The following is a 19,662-nucleotide window of genomic DNA, read 5'->3' as shown; positions in this document are numbered from 1 at the left end:
TTGTCCTCCTAGTTTATGCGGTCACAATCGTGCCGTTTATTTTCCCCTGCATCGCGTTCGCAATGCTGTCTTTTTCGTTCAGGCTGAATACTGCCAATGGCATGCGGTTCTCCATACACATGATGGAGGCAGTCAGATCAATCACGCCCAGCTGCTTGTCAATGACCTCCTGTATGGAAATCTCATCATACTTCTTCGCCTCCGGATTGATCTTCGGATCGCTGTCGTAAACGCCGTCGATGGCCTTCGCCAAAAGGATGCAGTCCGCTTCCATCTCAATGGCCCGAAGAGCAATTCCGGTATCGGTAGAAAAATAAGGATGGCCGGTACCGCCTGCAAAAAAGACGACCATTCCCTTTTCAAAATACTTGTTTGCTCTGTCCTTGGAAAAAAGCTTTGTCATGGAGCCGCACTCAAACGGTGTCAGAATCTGAGTCGTCATCCCGGCACACCGGAAGATCTCAGAAACATAGATACAGTTCATAACCGTGGCCAGCATTCCGATCTGATCTGCCTTGGTGCGGTCGATTGCATTGCTCGTCCTTCCCCTCCAGAAGTTGCCTCCGCCGATGACGATGCCTACCTCGACACCAGCATCCACGGATATTAAAACCTGCCGCGCTACTTCCTTCACAGTCGCTTCATCAAAGCCTGTTTTATTCGGTCCGGCAAGGGCTTCACCGCTTAATTTCAGTAATACACGTCTTGGGTTCATAGCTATCATTCTCCTGTTATTGAAGCGTTTTCCGCTTTGGTATTGTCATGAATGATTATAGCATATTTCCTTTTGGTTGGAAAGAGAAAGTTTTTATGAGGAAATACGCCCTGTCATCCACTGCCTCCCGCATAGTACAAAAAGTCCGGTGGCGGAGTACTTTCCTATTACATAAAAAGTCCCCGGAAGAAGTTCTCACCTCTTCCGGGGACCGTTAAAATTCTTTTACGTCAGACAATTAATCCATTGTCGCATACTGGAAGAACCAGTAGCCGTATGGAGAATGCCATGTTCCTTTTAACTTCGGATCCTGTAAATAGAAATCGTTGTAGTAAGCAATCGGTGCCATAGCTGCATCTGCAAGAATCATGTTCTCTGCTTCATGCAGTTTTGCATAATGCTCAGCAACGTCAGCTGTAGAGTTGGCATCGTTTAACATCTTGTCAACGTCAGGATTGCTGTACTTACCGTCGTTGTTTCCACCGCCGGAAATCATTAAGTTCAGCATGTTGGAAGGATCATCGTAGTCATATACCCAGCCGTTACGTGCAACCTGGAAATCGCCGGCACGACGGGTTGGTGTAAATGTAGACCACTCAACAACCTTGATATCCATGTTGACGCCAAGTGCTTCTTTCCAGCAGCTCTGTAAGTACTCAGCCAGTGGTTTGTGGTAACCGGCATCGTTGGTCATGTATTCAATCGTTGGGAATCCTGCTCCGTCCGGATATCCGGCGTTAGCAAGTAATTCTTTTGCTTTTGCAATGTCAGCGTCATGATCAGCTACATTGAAGAAGTCTCCGCCGTTATTCTTACGTGTTACTTCTTCGAAGGAGGAACCATCTTCTGCATCAGAAAGGCCAGGTCCAACAAAGTTGGTAGCTGGGGAATAAGTTCCCTGCATAACAGTGTTGGCAACGTAATCACGGTCGATAGCAAGGCTTAATGCCATACGTACGTCAGGATTGTTAAATGGTTCTTTTTCTGTCTGGAAGCTGATATAATATGTACCCATTAAAGGATCTACATGGAAATCTTCGTTGCCGCGCAGGCTCGGAACTTCTTCTGTAGGAACATCCTTGATCATGGAAACTTCGCCTGTCTGGTATGCGCTGTAAGCCGCATTGGAATCTTCCATCAGGACAAACTTTAAGGTATTCACTGTAACCTTATCCGCGTTCCAGTAATTTTCGTTCTTTGCAAAAATAATATGGGAACCTGGTACCCATTCGATCATTTTTAAAGGACCGTTTGATACATAGGTCTCTGGTGTTAAAGTCCACTGGTCGCCGTTCGCTTCAATCGTTGCCTGCTGAACAGGAACCATGGAACCATGTGTAATCAGTTTTGAGAAATATACACAAGGAGATGCCATCTCAACAACGAATGTATCATCATCCGGTGCGGATACTCCAAGTGCGTCTAAATCACCATTAGAAGCTTCTTTATAGCCTTTTACGTAGCCAAGCATATCCATCGCATACGGTGCTGCTGTGTTCGGATCTGCAAGTCTCTTCCAGGAATAAACGAAGTCATTCGCTGTAAGAGGTGTTCCGTCACTCCACTTTAAGCCTTTGCGAAGATGGAAGGTATAGGTAAGTCCATCATCAGAAACTTCCATAGATTCCGCCTGCCCTGGTACGATCTTATTCTCTGAGTCAACGCTCATCAGAGTCTCAAATGCATGAAGAATCATGTTTCCACCGTCTACCGCGCTGTTTAAAGCCGGGTCAACTGTCTCGGGATCAGGTCCGATCTGAACTGCAAGATCAAGGCCAGCGCCTCCGTTTTCAGCCGGTGCAGCAGTCTCGCCCTCTGCGGCAGCAGCTGTTGTTGTGGTATCGGCAGCTTTTGTTGTTGGAGCATCAGCGGTCTTGTTGCCGCCGCAGGCAGTAAGAATCATGCCGGATGCCATAACAGCAGCCAATACAAGTGCTGTTTTTTTCATATCAATTCCTCCTCTAAAGAATTTATTCAAATTAGCACAGCAGTACTTTACCTGACTACTGTGCTGATTTGTCTTTTAGCATACCACAAATCTCCAGGAATAGCAACTTAGAAATTAATTTACTTTGTCTAAGTGGTGGCATGCTGCGTAATGACCAGTGGAAACTTCCTTCCACTGCGGCTCTTCCGCTGCGCAGAGCTCGTCTGCATACGGACAGCGGGTACGGAAACGGCAGCCGCTCGGCGGATTAACCGGGCTCGGCACGTCGCCTTCCAGAACAATTCTCTTAGATTTTCTGCTGATCTCCGGATCAGCGATCGGAATCGCCGAGATCAGGCTCTTAGTATACGGATGCACACTGTGGAATGTCAGCTCATAGCTGTCTGCCAGCTCCACCAGCTTGCCCAGATACATAACTCCGATTCGGTTTGATATATGTTTTACAATGGATAAATCATGTGCAATGAAAAGATAGGTCAGTCCCAGCTCTTCCTGAAGCTGCTCGAACATGTTGACAACCTGGGCCTGGATGGATACATCCAGTGCGGATACAGGCTCATCACACACGATAAACTCCGGGTTTACCGCCAGAGCGCGCGCAATGCCGACACGCTGACGCTGTCCGCCTGAGAACTCGTGAGGATAACGGTTCGCATGCTCGGAGTTTAAGCCAACGGTGGAAAGCACGGATAAGATTCTCTCGTGACGGTCCTTCCTGTTGGCAGCCAGACGATGGATGTCGATGGCCTCGCCGACGATATCTTCGACCGTCATACGCGGATCAAGGCTCGCGTACGGATCCTGGAATACGATCTGCATCTTACGGCGGTAAGGAAGCATATTCACATGCGTGATATCCTTGCCGTCATAGAGAATCGTTCCATCCGTCGGTTCATATAATCGAAGCAGAGTACGGCCGGTTGTCGTCTTTCCACAGCCGGACTCGCCTACCAGGCCAAGTGTCTCTCCTCTTCGGATACCGAAGGAAACGTTATCGACCGCCTTTACAACCTTCTTTTCAAAAAGCTTACTTCCTGCAACCGGGAAATACTGCTGTAAGTGTTTTACTTCTACCAGATACTTGTCTTCCATCATGCATCCCCCTTCTGTGTCCTGGAATCCTGCTGTTTGTCAAACTCTCTCTTCTGCATCAGCCAGCATGCACTGTAATGGATATCGGATAAATCTGTATACGGCGGCATCTCTCTTAAACAGATCTTCATGCAGGCGCGGCACCGCGGCGCAAACGGACATCCCGCAGGCGGATTCAGCATATCGACAGGGCTTCCCTCGATAGGTACCAGCTTATTATGCTCTTTTTCCGTCAGCTTCGGAATACTCCGGATCAGTCCCTTTGTGTACTCGTGGGATGGACGGTAGAAGATATCATCTGTCGTGCCGTATTCTACAACCTTGCCGGCATACATAACGGCGATTCTGTCACACATGTTGGCAACAACACCTAAGTCATGGGTGATCATGATAATCGCCATACCCAGTTTTTCCTTTAAGTCCATCATAAGCTCGAGAATCTGGGCCTGGATGGTAACGTCCAGAGCCGTGGTCGGCTCATCTGCAATCAAAAGCTTCGGTTCGCAGGCAAGGGCGATGGCAATCATCACACGCTGGCGCATACCGCCGGACAACTCGTGAGGATACTGTTTCAGACGCTTCTCCGGCTCGTTGATTCCAACGAGAGTCAGAAGTTCCTTCGCTCTCTCATTCGCCTGCTGTTTATTCTTATCCGTATGAAGCATAATTACCTCACGGATCTGGTTTCCGATGGAATAAACCGGATTCAAGCTGGTCATTGGATCCTGAAAAATAATGGAAATCTCATTTCCACGCACTTTTCTCAGTTCCTTTTCTGACATCTTTTCGATCTCATGACCGTTGAATTCCAGGGAACCGCCGATCAGACGGCCCGGATATGCGGTAATTCCCATTAAACTGTATGCGGTTACGGATTTACCGGAACCGGATTCGCCGACAATTCCCAGCACTTCGCCTTCTTTTAAATGAAGAGACACATCATTTAATGCCTTTACTTCACCCGCGGGAGTAAAGAAAGAAAGGCGTTCATTTTTGATATTTACCAAATACTCGCTCATCGTATCTCTCCTCCTTTAGTCTTTGAGTTTCGGGTCAAACGCGTCACGCAGACCGTCGCCCAGTAAGTTAAAGCTTAAAATAATGACGGAAATCGCAAGCGCAGGTGCAAACAGACGGTGCGGATAAGACTGCAGACCATTTAACGCAGCACTGGCAAGGCTTCCCAGAGAAGGCATCGGCGCAGCAACGCCAAGACCTAAGAAGCTTAAGAAGCTTTCCGTAAAGATCGAGGACGGAATCTGCAGCGTTGTGGTAACAATCAGAGTACCGATACAGTTTGTCAGTAAGTGCTTCTTAATGATACGGCCATTGGAAGCACCCAGTGCCCTGGCCGCGGTCACGTATTCCTGTTCCTTCAGAATAAGGATCTGGCTTCGAACGATTCGGGCCATACCAACCCAGTAAAGAAGGGCGAACACGACGAAAATACTGATCAGGTTGACACCGATTACCTGAATCCATTCAAATCCCGGTTTTTGAGCCAACGCCTTTAGGGGCTGATCAAATGCAACCGATAAGAGAACGATGATCAGGATATCAGGGACCGTATAGATCATATCGACGATACGCATCATGATCATATCGACCCAGCCGCCGAAGAAGCCCGCGACGGAACCGTAAAGGGAACCGATCAACAGGATGATGGCGGAGGCCACAAGACCTACGGTAAGGGAGACACGGCTGCCCATCATGACACGGACTGCATAGTCACGTCCCAGGTTATCCGTTCCCAGAACATGCGGGAATACACTCTCTCCCGCGGCCTTCGCCTCCAGTTCCTTTTCCGAATACTGCATGGGTGCCAGATTCTCACTTCCGCGAATCTGCTGCTCGTAGCTGTATGGGTAGAACTGCGGTACCAGGAATGAAAAAATGAATACAAAAACAATAACTACCAGGCTGACCATGGCAATCTTATTCTTCTTTAAACGACGTATTCCATCCTGCCAGAAGCCAACGCTCTTGCGGAGGACGGTAAGACTCTCTTTTTCCTCGTCACTTGCCGGGAGAAAGTCGTCTACGTTAAGCTGTAATGATAATTTATTATTCGACATCTTCTTTCTCCTTTCTATTTAAGATTAATACGTGGATCGATGAATTTGTAGGCAACGTCTACGATCACGTTCATAACAACCATCAATGAGGCAAGGAATATGGTAGTTCCCATGATCAGCGGATAATCACGTCCTGTGATGGAACCGATAAACTCGGAGCCAAGGCCCGGAATTGTGAAAATTTTCTCGACAATAAAGCTTCCCGTTACCGTATAGGCAAGAAGCGGTCCCAAATACGTAACAACCGGAAGAATCGCGTTACGAAGCGCATGTTTGAAAATGCTGATTATCTGAGAAAGTCCCTTTGCGCGTGCTGTTCTCATGTAGTCCTGGCCCATAACATCCAGCATGGAAGAACGCATCAGACGTGCGATATAGGACGACGGATACAGTGCCAGCGCAATAACCGGCATGATGTAGTTTTTCCACGATGCCAGTCCGTACGTGGGCAGCAGCCCCAGCTTCAGACTCAGGACATACATCAGGATCGTACAGATTACGAAACTGGGAATCGCAATTCCGCACGTACTGAATACGATTATGATGTCATCCACCACCGTCCCTCGTTTAAAGGCGGCAATACTCCCCAGTGGAACGCCCACCAGAACTGCCGTTAAGATTGCGATGCCGCCGACTCTTGCGGACACCGGGAACTTCGATGCGATGATCATATTCACGGTACGGCCGCGCTGTTTTACGCTTAAACCGAGATTTCCGTGAAGAAGATCTTTCATATATGTAACATACTGCTCACTTAGAGGCTTATCAAGACCGTATTTCTCATTCAATGCGGCCTGTGCCTGCGGACTTATGGCCTTCTCTGACATGAAAGGGCCGCCGGGTACCATGTTCATAACGAAGAATGTAACAGATGCAACCGCAAATATTGTTACAATCGCCATGATGATACGTTTAAAAATATATTTAGCCATTGTGTCAACTCCTTTGGTATAAGGTTTCCTTCGCGCAGCCCGGACGGAAGCTTGCAGGCTTCCGTCCCTGCGTTCTGCGAAATATCAATAGTCTCTCCTGCTCTGAACCTGGGAAAAGGGCGAAATGTCCGTCCAATCTGGAAACATCTGTCAACGCTAAACGGACACTGTCTCTATAGAAAAATCCCATGGATGCCCATGGGATTCCCCCCTGAATCCTCTTTCCTTGGAAAGTCCTCCTCGTTTATGCGCGGCGGAATTTTGTAAGTCCTCCTCACATACGTTCGGCGGAATCTATTACTGCATCTGTTTTGCAACTTCAGCAGCAAAATCTTCTTCTTTTTTCTCAAGACCTTCGCCGGTTTCAAAACGAACGAATTTCTTCAGTTCGATCTTTCCGCCAACTTCTTTGGAAACCTGCTCTAAGTATTTAGCAACAGTTAAATCGCCATCTTTCACGTAAGCCTGGTCTAACAGACAGAATTCTTTTAATTCCTTGTTGAGACGGCCAACGATCATCTTCTCGATGATAGCGTCCGGCTTATCCGGATTCTCGTTCTTAGCCTGAACCTTTAAGATCTCAGTTTCATGCTCAACGAATTCCTGAGGAATCTCGTCTCTCTTTACATACTTTGGTGTTAAAGCTGCAATCTGCATTGCAATGTTCTTTAAAGCCTCTTTTACATCATCGCTGACAACTTCCGCAGAAGCTTCCAGTAATACGCCGATTCTTCCGCCGCCGTGGATATAATCGATTACAACACCGTCTGTGGTGATCTTCTCGAATCTTCTGATGTTCATGTTCTCGCCGATTACTGCGATCTGGCTGGATAATACCTGAGCTACAGTCAGGGAAGTATCCTTTGCCCATGCTTCCGCCATAAATGCATCCATATCCTGCGCGCTGCTGGCCAGTACCTGTGCTGCCACATCGGCAACATAGCCCTGGAACTGTGCGTTCTTTGCTACGAAGTCTGTCTCACTGTTTACTTCAACGATTGCTGCAGACTTTCCATCTTCACTTACAAGGGTCTTAACAAGACCTTCTGCCGCGATTCTTCCCGCCTTCTTGGATGCAGCTGCAAGTCCTTTTTCTCTTAAAAATTCTACAGCCTTTTCCATATCTCCATCGGTTGCCGCAAGTGCTTTCTTACAATCCATCATGCCTGCACCGGTCATTTCTCTTAACTCTTTTACCATTCCAGCCGTAATTGCTGCCATTTGATTTCCCTCCATGTTCTTTTCGTTATTCATATTATACAGGTTTAAGCTTCCTGGTCTATAGGGAACTTCTTCCTTTTCACCCGCGGCAGTATCTGCCGCAGTGCGGATCCCGCTGCCCCATAAATCGAAAAATGCTTCAACCCGCTTATCACAGCCGGTCGAAGCATTCATCTGCCTGAACAATTAAGCCTCTACAGCCTCTTCCATTTCCTGAGCTGCTTCTGCTTCTTCAGCTGTTGCCTCGCCCTGGTTTGCCTCGATTACTGCGTCCGCCATCTTGGATACGATCAGCTTAACGGCTCTGATTGCATCGTCATTACCCGGAATTACGAAATCGAGTTCTTCCGGATCACAGTTCGTATCAGCAATGCCGATTAACGGAATTCCCAGTGTATGAGCTTCCTGAACGCAGATTCTCTCTTTCTTAGGATCTACAACAAAGATAGCATCCGGAATCTTCTTCATTTCTTTAATTCCGCCGAGGTTTTTCTCCAGTTTCTCCCATTCTTTCTTGAGAGCAATAACTTCCTTCTTAGGAAGAACATCAAATGTTCCGTCTTCGGACATGGTCTCGATCTGTTTTAATCTTCCAATTCTGGACTGGATTGTCTTGAAGTTTGTAAGCATTCCGCCCAGCCATCTCTCATTTACAAAGTACATACCGCAGCGCTCTGCTTCTGTTCTGATCGCGTCCTGAGCCTGCTTCTTGGTTCCTACGAAAAGGATCTTGCCGCCTTCTGCAGCGATGTCGGCTACGGCTTTGTAAGCCTCGTCTACTTTTACAACAGACTTCTGTAAGTCGATGATGTAGATGCCGTTTCTTTCTGTGTAGATGTACGGAGCCATCTTAGGGTTCCATCTTCTTGTCTGGTGACCAAAATGTACACCAGCCTCCAACAGCTGTTTCATTGAAATAACGCTCATGTTATTACCTCCATTTGGTTTTTCTTCCGTCTGCTTCTCTTGCTTCCAAGGAGACCGATATTTCGGCACCTTCCTCCAGAATCCGCAAACGTGTTTTTTAGTAAGCTTAGCTAGTATAGCATATCTTTAATGCCTGTGCAAGTCATTTTTTACTTTTAATGACAATTTTTTTCATACTTTCGTAAAAAAAAGAAGCAGTTTTTCTTCGCTGCTTCTTTTTGCCGCCGTCCTGATTTACGGTTCTTTTATCTCTCTGTGTCCCTGCATCGACTTGCCGTTGCCGGCCTTGATCGCCTTCAGTTCATCGAAAACCACATCGTTTAAAACTTTGATGTAGGTTCCCTTCATACCGGAAGAACGGGACTCGATAACGCCTGCACTCTCGAACTTTCTGAGAGCGTTGACGATTACAGAACGGGTAATTCCCACGCGGTCAGCGATCTTGCTGGCTACCAGGATTCCCTCATTTCCGTCAAGTTCGTCGAAAATATGAGTGATTGCCTCCAGCTCTGAAAAGGATAAGGTGCTGATCGCGGATTTTACGATCTGAACCTTTCTCGTCTCCTCTGCATTCTCCTCATTTACGGACCGCATCATCTCAAGGCCTACGACCGTCGTTCCGTATTCGCTCAGAATGATATCGTCAATATCGTACTGAGCATCTGACTTGTAGATGAACAGCGTTCCCAGACGCTCACCCGCAATATCGATAGGAGTGATAATGGCCTGGTACTTGCGGATATTGTCGCCTGTAAATCCGAGAGTCTCGAGATTCACATTCTCCTTGGTGGAAAGAATACCGAGCAGACGTTCATTCAGCATACCGTCCACGTAGCCGCCGACCTGATCTGCAATCAGTTCCTGTATCTCTTCTACATCAGAGCTGATCGCAACACCCAGTACCTTCCCCTTTTTACTGATCACGAGAATATTAGAATTTAATATCTCGCTGAGCACTTCACAGATATCGTTAAATACTACTTTGTGCGAGTTGTTGTTATGCAATAACTTGTTAATTTTCCTAGTTTTGTCCAACAATTGAACACTCATAACCGAAAACCTCCTTAAGAATTTGTAGGAAAGCTCAAAATACCCCTTTAATATTTAAATATTAACACTATTCCAGCAAAATAACAATCATTTTTTGAAGATTTTCGATTTTCTTAATAATTATTCTATTTTGTATTTTTGCTCGTACTGTAACCACACTGTTCGTTGGAGCAGAGCAGTTTATTGCCTTTTTCGACCATATAAGCACCACATTTCGGACATTTCTCTGTGGAAGGTCTCTGCCAGGACATGAAATCACACTCCGGATTAGCTTCGCATCCGTAATAAATTCTGCCCTTCTTCGTCTTCTTGATGACGACGTCCTTTCCGCACTTGGGACACGGTACGCCAATCTTCTCCAGATACGGCTTTGTATTCTTGCATTCCGGAAATCCTGGACACGCCAGGAACTTACCGTGAGGGCCGTATTTTATTACCATGTTCCGGCCGCAGAGCTCACAGATCTCCTCTGTCACCTCATCCGCGATGGTCACGGACTCCAGTTCCACCTCTGCCTTGTCCACAGCTTCCTTTAAATCTGGATAGAAGTTGCGCACCACGGTCTTCCACGGAACGGAACCGTCCCCCACCTTATCCAGAAGGAACTCCAGATTAGCGGTAAAGGTGATATCGACAATGCTGGGAAAGCTCTGCTTCATCATGCTGTTGACAACTTCCCCCAGTTCTGTTACATAAAGATTTTTATTTTCCTTTGCCACATAGCGTCTGGCAATGATTGTCGTGATCGTCGGCGCGTACGTACTTGGACGGCCGATTCCCTGTTCTTCCATGGACTTTACCAGAGATGCCTCGGTAAAATGTGCCGGTGGCTGGGTAAAGTGCTGGCTGCTGTCCAGCTTCTCAAGAGTTAAAACGCTTCCCTTCTCCAGCTTTCCAAGAAGGGCGTTGCTCTCTTCCTTCTCGTCCTCCTGAATGTAAACAGACATGAATCCATCGAAAGCCAGTTTTGAAGCTGCTAATGTAAAGTAGTAATCTCCTGCCGCAACCTTGACGGATGTCGTCTCATAGACAGCCGACTGCATACGGCTCGCCGCAAAGCGTTTCCAGATCAGCTGGTACAGGCGGAATAAATCACGCTGAAGCGATTCCTTAACGATTACCGGTGTCAGGCTGATATCGGTGGGACGGATCGCCTCGTGTGCATCCTGGATTTTGGCTCCGCTCTTCTTCGCCTGTTCTCCGCTGGCCACGTATTTGCTTCCGTACTGCGCTTCAATAAACGCTCTCGCCGCTGTATCGGCCTCCTCTGCGATTCTGGTAGAATCGGTACGCAGGTAAGTAATAAGACCGACGGTTCCGTGTCCCTTCACCTCCACGCCTTCATAGAGCTGCTGGGCCAGACGCATCGTCTTCTGTGTAGAGAAGTTTAAGACCTTGGAAGCCTCCTGCTGAAGCATACTGGTCGTAAACGGAATCGGCGCCTTCTTGATCCGCTCCCCGTTCTTCACCTCATCCACCACGTAGTCGCTGCCTTCCAGATCCTTTAATATCCCATCCAGCTCTTCTTTATTGCGGATCGTGATCTTTCCTTCTTTATTGCCATAGAACTTGGCGGCCAGGGCCTTCTTGCTTCCCTGCTGTTTTAAATCCGCCTCAAGGTTCCAGTACTCTTCCGGAATAAAGGCGTTAATCTCCTCTTCCCTGTCACAGATCATGCGAAGCGCCACCGACTGAACACGGCCTGCACTTAAGCCACGCTTTACCTTTGCCCAGAGAATCGGGCTGATCATATATCCAACCATACGGTCCAGGATTCTTCTCGTCTGCTGCGCGTCCACGAGATCCATGTCGATCTCCCTCGGCGCCTTCAAGGATGCCTTCACCGCGTTTTTCGTAATCTCATTGAAGCTGATCCTGTATACCTGCTTATCCTTCTGTTCATCCAGCTTTAAAGCCTTCACCAGATGCCAGGAAATCGCTTCTCCCTCACGGTCAGGGTCAGTTGCGAGATAAATCTTATCTGCTTTTTTCACTTCCTTGCGAAGCTTCGCAAGAATATCACCTTTTCCCCGGATCGTAATATACTTTGGTTCAAAATCCTGTTCCGGGCTGATTCCCAGCTGACTCTTAGGCAAGTCTCTTACATGACCGTTTGAAGCATCAACCTCATAGCTCGTTCCCAAAAATTTTTTAATCGTTTTCACCTTCGCGGGTGACTCCACAATAACTAAACAATTCGCCATACAAAACTCCTCGCCTATAATCTCTTACCATAATATTGATGGGATGTCTGAACCACATAACCGCCCAGTTCCAGATCCAGAAGTGTGCCGATACATTCACTCACAGACAGTCCGCTTAAGATCACAATCTCTTCTAACCCCTTCGGTTGCAAATCGAGGCAACTATACACCATTTTTTCTTTTTTGGCAAGCCCGTTCTCATTTTTTTCATGAACTCTTAATATTTTACCTTCCCTCAGAGTGAAATATTCCAGCACATCCTCCGGACTTAAAAGAACGCCTGCGCCCTCCTGAATCAGCCGGTTGCAGCCCTCGCTCAGCGGATCTGATATCCGTCCCGGAAGCGCAAAAATTTCTTTTCCCTGTTCCAGTCCAATTCCTGCGGTAATAAGAGATCCGCTCTTCTGTCTGGCCTCCATTACAAGGATCACATCGGAGAGCCCGCTGATGATCCGGTTCCTTATGGGAAAGTTTTTCTGCTGCGGCTGCTCCCACGGCATCCATTCCGACAGAACACCGCCCTGGCGGCACATGCGTTCGTAGAGTCCGTAATTCTCCCGCGGATAACAGATCTTGATCCCGCACCCCAATACGCCGAATGTCTTCCCGCCGGCCTTCATCGCTCCCCTATGGCCTGCGCCGTCGATGCCATAGGCAAGGCCGCTGATGATCTGTACTCCGGCCTTCGCCAGCTCCGCCGCCATGTATTCAGCTTCCTGCTTTCCGTAATTGGTGCAGTTTCTTGCTCCGATCACGGCAGCCGCCGGCCGCTCCTCATCCGGAAGTTCTCCTCTGACGAAGAGTCCCACCGGATAATCGTGTATCTTAAGCAGCCGCTTTGGATAATTCCCATCCAAAAACGCAATCAGGCGGATACCCTCCTTTTCCAGTTCTTCCAGTTCCCGTTTTCGTCTGTCCAGTTGGCGTTTTTCCGCATCGAACGCGGCAGCCTCCTTCGCCCTCAGCAATCCTGCATTTTCCAGATTTTTTCCTTCTATATTATATATCTCTTCAAAACTTTTATACTGTTTGAAAAGACGCATGCCGGTAACCGCGCCGATTCCGGGCACGGATAGAAACCAGCAGAGATATTGACGTTCCTTATATGATATCATGATGACTGCCTCCCCAGTATTTTTCTTCCAGGCTGCGAAGCCCTGCCGCTTCCGCCAGATGTTCTTTTTTTATATCACCGCTGCCTTCCAGATCCGCGATGGTTCTGGCCACTTTCAGTATTTTTCCGTATCCTCTGGCACTAAGCCCCATGTGTTCAAAAATACGCTTTAGAAATACCTGTTCACGCTGACCCAGGCGGCAGAAATCTCCGATCTGCGCCCCGTTCATGGCACTGTTAAAATAGATTCCGCTGCCCTCAAAACGCTGTCTCTGAATCACCCTTGCTGCCTCGATCCTCTCCCGGATGGCACCGGAGGGTTCCGCCATCCCCTTATCCTTCAGTTCCTCATACTTCATCGGCACCGCCTCGGCGCAGATATCGATCCTGTCCAGCAATGGTTTTGAAATTCGGTTCAAATACCGCTGTATCTGCGGCTCCGTACATGTACACCGGCTCCGGTCGGGATAATAGCCGCATTTACAGGGATTCATAGCGGCAGCGAGCATAAAATCCGCAGGAAATTCGTAAGCGCTGTGCAATCTGGAGATCGTAATCTTCCGTTCCTCCAGCGGCTGTCTTAAGACCTCTATGCTGTTTTTCTGAAACTCGGGTAACTCATCCAGGAACAGAACGCCCCTGGAAGCCAGAGAAATCTCTCCGGGTTTAGGAATTCTTCCTCCGCCGGTCAAAGCCTGCGGACTGATGGTGTGGTGCGGACTCCGAAACGGCCGTCTGGACAGCAGCGGCTGATCCTGATGAAGAAGGCCGCAGATGCTGTATATCTTCGATATCTCTACATTCTCCTCGTGGGACAGGGATGGCATGATGGTTGGAATTCGTCTCGCCACCATAGTCTTTCCTGTCCCGGCCGGACCGATATAGAGGATGTTATGCATGCCGGCCACCGCGACCTCCGTGGCCCGCTTGAGAAGAAACTGACCATTTACCTCAGAGAAATCCACATCGTAAGCATCTTTCTCCGAAAAGCACGCTTTTTCCTGTCTTATGGCCGGTGACAGCTGGTCAGGATCATTTAACATACCCGCCAGCTCTCTGATGTCCTCCACGCCAATGATGTCGATGTTCCCGATGATCTGTCCCTCGCTCACATTGGGAATCGGAAGAAAACACCGTTTCTTTCCCGCATTCCCGGCTGCAGCCACGATCGACAGAATTCCGGAAACCGGTTTGATTCTTCCATCCAGCCCCAGTTCTCCCACCAGGACGCTGGTATCCAGAATCGACTGGTCCACCAGTCCGGTGGCCGCCAGAACCGCGACTGCGATGGGAAGGTCGAATCCGGTTCCCTCTTTCCTGATATCCGCAGGCGACAGGTTCACCGTAATCTTTCTGGCCGGAAGCCGGAAACCGGAATTCTTCAGAGCGGTCCGAACCCGGTCCTGCGCCTCCCTCACCGCTCCCGAGAGATAACCAACCATGGTAAAGCCGGGGAGACCTTCGCTCACATCCGCCTCCACCACGACAGGGTACCCTTCGACACCTAAAATACCTATACTATGCACTTTGCTGAACACACTTTCTCCCTTCCTGATTTTAATTTCTGTGTTTTATTCTGTGTTTTCATTTTGTGTTTTCATTCTCTGTTGGAAATATGATGCAGAACCGCATCGATTCATAGAACGTTCCTGAATTGGAACCTGTATTAATCATACAGGATTTTAGATTGCCTGGCAAGCAGTTTTTAAACTGCCTGCCAGTCTCTGTCAAAGCTCATGATACGTAATCCAGCTTAGAATATCATGCCAGACCGCTTCTTTATCTGTCTCGTTCAACAGCTCATGGCGGTCATCCGGGTAGAGAATCATCTCGGTATCCGTCATGCCGATCTTCTTATACCTGCGGAACACGCGTCTGACGCCTCTCCCGAATTCACCGACCGGATCCTGTGCCCCTGACAGAATAAAGAGCGGCAGGGATCTGGGAATCCGGTCCTCCTGGCGGTGCAGCTTTAAATCCAGCATAATATTGAAGAAATCACAGTACGCCGAAGCGGTGAACTTAAAATTACAGAACGGGTCACCGCAGTACTGATCCACAGATTCACAGTTCTTGGAGAGCCAGTCATTGTCTGTTCTGGACGGCATAAAAGAACGGTTGTAATTCCCCAAAACCAGCTGGTGCATCCATTTGCTCTGATACTCTTTTCCCCGGATCAGGCCGATGGAGGCGGCAATCAGTTTGCCTGCGATCACAATCGGCATCGCCTGATCTCCCGTTCCCATAATGATCGCACCTGCCAGTTCTTCCCCATACAGTGTAAGATACCGTCTGAGGAAAAAGGATCCCATGCTGTGCCCCAGCATATACAGCGGACGCCCCGGGTACATGACGCGGATGCGGCTGGCTGTCCTATGTAAATCCCTGATAACGCAGACATGGCCGACCTTATCGGCAAAGTAGCCATACCGCCCATTCTGCACCGTTCCTCCATGGCCGAGATGATCATGGCCGATCACCGCAATTCCCTGTTCTGCCAGGAAGCGGGCGAATGGATCGTACCGAAGGATATGCTCCGTCATTCCGTGAGAAATCAAAAGAAGCTGTCTCACCTCTCCATCCGGTTCCCACAAAACGGTATGCAGTCCTGATTTTCCATCGCTGGAAGGAACTCTGAACTCTCTTCGTTTTATCATGAAAGTGACTCCTCTCTGAAACATGAACAGAATCATTCTGTCGTATAGGAGAAGTATACCATAAATGTAAAGTTCGTGAAAGACTTCATCCGGTCTTTCGGACTGTAATCAGCGCTGATCCTTTAAGCCCTGGTCAAATTCCGGCATATACGCCCTGTACCTCAGCGGCATATGAGTCCTCTGGCACACCGGGTTCCACCGCTCTTTTATAGTAATGCTCCTCCTTAATGCCTTCCACAGTTCCCGGTATTCGTCGTCTTCTGTCGCCTTATGAAGCTTTTCCTCCCACTCTCTGGAATCCAGATCCATAAGAAACCACGGCCGTCCGGCCTGATGAAGGGCGGCCTTCTTCCTTTTCTCGTCGTAGATAATCCAGTTCTCCGCCGGCATGCGGTCTGCAAAATGAGGGGCGATTAACACCAGCACATCATTCTTCGGGCCAATCCGGCTGACCAGCATGTCCTCATCCATCTGGATAAACCGCAGAAACTCCGTCTCCAGATGCGCCTCGTTGTCGAGATTCCTGCACATATCGAATATCTGGAATACCTCGGGCAGCTGAAGGCTCTGGGTGATGCCTGCTCCCTTCTGGAACCCCCGGATCAGGAAACGGTAGATATGATCCGCCTTCTCTCCGTTTCGGCTTAAGGAGGCCTTGTAGATGGCTTCATACGCTGCTTCCGATATTCTGGTCCGCACCGATTGGATCACCTTTTCCACCTTTTCCTCGTCGGGTATAACATCAATGTAATCGCAGAATAATTCCATGGTGCTGTATTGGCCCGCGGTCTCCAGTCTCACATTGGAATGGCCCTTCCGGCTCATCCATGCGTCATACACACCGGTTAAAATCCCTTCAAAGCTATCTTTACACGTATAAACCGTCATATCACTCACATACTCCCTGTTACTACTGAATACCGGTCCGCCGGGGCCGGGGCCATATTAAGCTTCATATCATCGAACAGCGACAGCTGGCGGTAGGCCCCCTGCTGGCTGATATCCCATACTGCACGGCGCTCATCCCCGACTAAGTGGCTGGTGATATAATCCTCATCCATCCTGGTCGGATACATCATCCGGCCGGAACACGTAATAAAATACATGGCTCTCTTCAGTACGACCCCCATCTTCTTTAAGGATTCGAAGTCCAGCAGGCCCTGCCTTCTGGCCGCGATGATTCGTTTTACGGATTTCACTCCCATTCCCGGAACCCGCAAAAGCGTATAGTAATCGGCACGGTTGATCTCTACCGGAAACAGTTCCAAATGGCGGAGCGCCCAGTCACACTTGGGATCCAGAAACACATTGAAATTCGGCCGGTCCTCTGTCAAAAGCTCCGATGCCTTAAAGCCGTAAAACCGCAGGAGCCAGTCCGCCTGATAGAGCCGGTGTTCCCGCAGTAGCGGCGGCCCGCCCGGAAGCGCCGGAAGGCTGGAATCCTCGTTGACCGGGACGAAGGCGGAATAGAAAACCCGCTTTAAATCATAGTTCTGGTACAGCGCCTCCGCCACCATCATCATCTGATAATCATTTTCCGGCGTCGCGCCCACAATCATCTGTGTACTCTGTCCCGCAGGCACGAAGGAGGGCGTCCTTTTATATTCCATCAGCTCGAATTTATTCGCGGTTATGCCACGCTGAATCTGTCTCATGGGAGTCAGTATCTTGCTTCTGCTCTTTCCGGGAGCCAGCTTTTTTAAGCCATCCGCGGTCGGCAGTTCCAGATTTATGCTCATTCGGTCTGCCAGAAATCCTACTTTTTCAATTAAAACCGGGTCGGCCCCCGGAATTGCCTTTACGTGGATATAGCCATTAAAGCGGTATACCTCTCTCAGCTTCTTTAAGGTCTGGTAGATCAGATCCATGGTGTAATCCGCGCTGTATAAAATTCCGGAGCTTAAAAACAGCCCCTCAATATAATTCCGCCTGTAAAACTCCATGGTCAGCGTGCAGACCTCATCCGGTGTAAATGCGGTCCTTACCACGTCATTGGAACAGCGGTTGATGCAATACTTGCAGTCATAGATGCACTGGTTGGTGAAGAGAATCTTCAAAAGAGAGATGCATCTTCCATCTCCCGCAAAGCTGTGGCAGAGTCCGGCTGCAACCGTGTTGCCAAGCATCCCTGCTTTACCTTTTCTGTCAACGCCGCTGGAGGTGCAGGCCACATCGTATTTGGCAGCGTCGGAAAGGATCTCCAGTTTTTCCTGTATACTTAAATCTTCCTGAATCAGCATAGGTCACCTCGAACATGTGTTCTTTTTCTTTTATTTTAGCATACTGTAAAGAATATATCAAGTATTTTCGAATATATGTTCGGGCAATAATTTAAACAGGCTCAGGAGATTTTGGGAAACGGCGTTATACAGATCATTTGTACGAATCATTATTTATATGTGCTCTATGTTCTACTTTTGTCTTTATTTTCTATCTTCGTATCGCTTTCTATCCCGTTACAAAAAACAAAAAAACGGCTTCCTCCGGCGCCTGAAATCCAGCGCTGGAGAGCCGTCCACACCGCATAAGCGGTTGTATTTTCCATTACTTCATAACATCACAGTATTTCCTTTTATTCCGCATATCCTTCCGGATTATTCTTCTGCCAGTTCCAGGAATCACGGCACATGTCCTTTAAATCGCGTTCCGCCTTCCAGCCCAGCTCACGTTCTGCCTTTGCCGGATCGGCGTAGCACTGAGGTACATCGCCCGCTCTCCTCGGCTTGAACTCGTAAGGAACCTTTAAATCATTGGCTTCCTCAAAGGCATGAATAACGTCGAGAACGCTGTATCCGCAGCCGGTTCCCAGGTTGTAGATCAATACGCCGCCCTTTTCGCCTTCCATCTTCTTAAGCGCCTTGACGTGGCCATCCGCCAGATCCACAACGTGAATATAATCCCTGACACACGTTCCATCCGGGGTATCGTAATCATTTCCGAAGACACCAAGAGATTCCAGCTTGCCGACTGCAACCTGGGTGATATATGGAAGCAGATTGTTCGGAATTCCCTTCGGGTTCTCACCGATTCTTCCCGATTCATGAGCTCCAATCGGATTGAAATAGCGCAGAAGCATGACATTCCACTCCGGATCGGCCGTATGTAAATCGGTCAGAATCTGCTCCAGCATTCCCTTTGTCCGGCCATATGGATTGGTGATCTCTCCCTTCGGGCACTCTTCCGTGATCGGAACAAATGCAGGATCGCCATATACGGTCGCGGAGGAACTGAATACAATGCTTTTTACGCCATGTTCGCGCATGACGTCACAGAGCACGAGTGTACCGGTAATATTGTTGTGATAGTATTCCAGCGGTTTGTAAACAGATTCTCCCACCGCCTTAAGGCCTGCGAAATGGATCACCGCGTCGATCTTCTGCTCCTTAAAAATACGGCTTAACGCTGCTTTATCCAGCAGATCAGCCTCGTAGAATGCAAGCGTCTTTCCCGTAATCTCCTGTACACGTTCCATGGATTCCTCACAGGAATTACAGAGATTATCCACTACTACCACCTCATAGCCCGCCTTTAAAAGCTCCACGCAGGTGTGGCTTCCGATGTATCCGGCTCCGCCAGTAACTAAAATTGCCATTGTCATGTCCTCCTTCTAAAATTGTCTACGGTTATTATAGCAGTCTGAACTGGAATAACAATGCAGATTTCTTTGAAAAACCTATAGATTTTTTCTATTTTTAAAATGCAAACGTGTGCGGCAGTCTCCCGGCCG

General features: G+C 48.5%; 16 protein-coding genes. All 16 read right to left on the bottom strand.

What is annotated here, in order from left to right; translation table 11 throughout:
* Positions 1-13 precede the first annotated feature (13 nt).
* Positions 14-715 (bottom strand): UMP kinase, encoded by a 702-nt coding sequence (pyrH, locus tag H8S80_RS06240; protein WP_002604303.1) that lies wholly within the window; start codon positions 713-715, stop codon positions 14-16.
* A gap of 238 nt (positions 716-953) precedes the next feature.
* Positions 954-2,663 carry a peptide ABC transporter substrate-binding protein gene (locus H8S80_RS06235; RefSeq protein WP_002604304.1) on the bottom strand — a complete coding sequence of 570 codons (1,710 nt, stop codon included), beginning with the start codon at positions 2,661-2,663 and terminating at the stop codon, positions 954-956.
* 114 nt (positions 2,664-2,777) lie between these two features.
* Positions 2,778-3,755, bottom strand: a complete 978-nt coding sequence (locus tag H8S80_RS06230; RefSeq protein WP_242840576.1) for an ABC transporter ATP-binding protein — start codon at positions 3,753-3,755, stop codon at positions 2,778-2,780.
* Entirely contained in the window at positions 3,755-4,774 is a 1,020-nt protein-coding gene (locus H8S80_RS06225) for an ABC transporter ATP-binding protein (protein ID WP_002604306.1), read from the bottom strand. The genes H8S80_RS06230 and H8S80_RS06225 overlap by 1 nt, the downstream gene beginning before the upstream one ends.
* 15 nt (positions 4,775-4,789) lie before the next feature.
* Positions 4,790-5,830 (bottom strand): ABC transporter permease, encoded by a 1,041-nt coding sequence (locus H8S80_RS06220; protein WP_117632190.1) that lies wholly within the window; start codon positions 5,828-5,830, stop codon positions 4,790-4,792.
* 14 nt (positions 5,831-5,844) lie between these two features.
* Positions 5,845-6,762, bottom strand: coding sequence for an ABC transporter permease (locus H8S80_RS06215; RefSeq protein WP_002604308.1), 918 nt, complete (start codon positions 6,760-6,762; stop codon positions 5,845-5,847).
* 297 nt (positions 6,763-7,059) lie between these two features.
* Positions 7,060-8,016, bottom strand: coding sequence for a translation elongation factor Ts (tsf, locus tag H8S80_RS06210; RefSeq protein WP_181987960.1), 957 nt, complete (start codon positions 8,014-8,016; stop codon positions 7,060-7,062).
* 153 nt (positions 8,017-8,169) lie between these two features.
* Positions 8,170-8,910 (bottom strand): 30S ribosomal protein S2, encoded by a 741-nt coding sequence (rpsB, locus tag H8S80_RS06205; RefSeq protein ID WP_055652605.1) that lies wholly within the window; start codon positions 8,908-8,910, stop codon positions 8,170-8,172.
* Positions 8,911-9,144: 234 nt separating this feature from the next.
* Entirely contained in the window at positions 9,145-9,960 is an 816-nt protein-coding gene (gene codY, locus H8S80_RS06200) for a GTP-sensing pleiotropic transcriptional regulator CodY (RefSeq protein ID WP_055652604.1), read from the bottom strand.
* A gap of 125 nt (positions 9,961-10,085) precedes the next feature.
* Positions 10,086-12,164, bottom strand: coding sequence for a type I DNA topoisomerase (topA, locus tag H8S80_RS06195; RefSeq protein ID WP_117632189.1), 2,079 nt, complete (start codon positions 12,162-12,164; stop codon positions 10,086-10,088).
* 14 nt (positions 12,165-12,178) lie between these two features.
* Entirely contained in the window at positions 12,179-13,279 is a 1,101-nt protein-coding gene (dprA, locus tag H8S80_RS06190; protein ID WP_002604313.1) for a DNA-processing protein DprA, read from the bottom strand.
* Positions 13,266-14,816, bottom strand: a complete 1,551-nt coding sequence (locus H8S80_RS06185) for a YifB family Mg chelatase-like AAA ATPase (RefSeq protein WP_117632187.1) — start codon at positions 14,814-14,816, stop codon at positions 13,266-13,268. Before H8S80_RS06185 ends, dprA begins: the two co-directional genes overlap by 14 nt.
* 189 nt (positions 14,817-15,005) lie before the next feature.
* Entirely contained in the window at positions 15,006-15,935 is a 930-nt protein-coding gene (locus H8S80_RS06180; protein ID WP_002604315.1) for an alpha/beta fold hydrolase, read from the bottom strand.
* Between the two features lie 108 nt (positions 15,936-16,043).
* Positions 16,044-16,823: a TIGR03915 family putative DNA repair protein gene (locus tag H8S80_RS06175; RefSeq protein WP_117632185.1), complete on the bottom strand. Its 780-nt coding sequence runs from the start codon at positions 16,821-16,823 to the stop codon at positions 16,044-16,046.
* A gap of 5 nt (positions 16,824-16,828) precedes the next feature.
* Complete coding sequence (locus tag H8S80_RS06170) at positions 16,829-18,175, bottom strand: putative DNA modification/repair radical SAM protein (RefSeq protein ID WP_110323431.1); 1,347 nt, start codon at positions 18,173-18,175, stop codon at positions 16,829-16,831.
* A gap of 332 nt (positions 18,176-18,507) precedes the next feature.
* Positions 18,508-19,527, bottom strand: a complete 1,020-nt coding sequence (galE, locus tag H8S80_RS06165; RefSeq protein ID WP_002604318.1) for a UDP-glucose 4-epimerase GalE — start codon at positions 19,525-19,527, stop codon at positions 18,508-18,510.
* Positions 19,528-19,662 lie beyond the last annotated feature (135 nt).

The organism is Hungatella sp. L36 (assembly GCF_014288035.1).
This window is presented reverse-complemented; position numbering and strand designations above follow the sequence as displayed.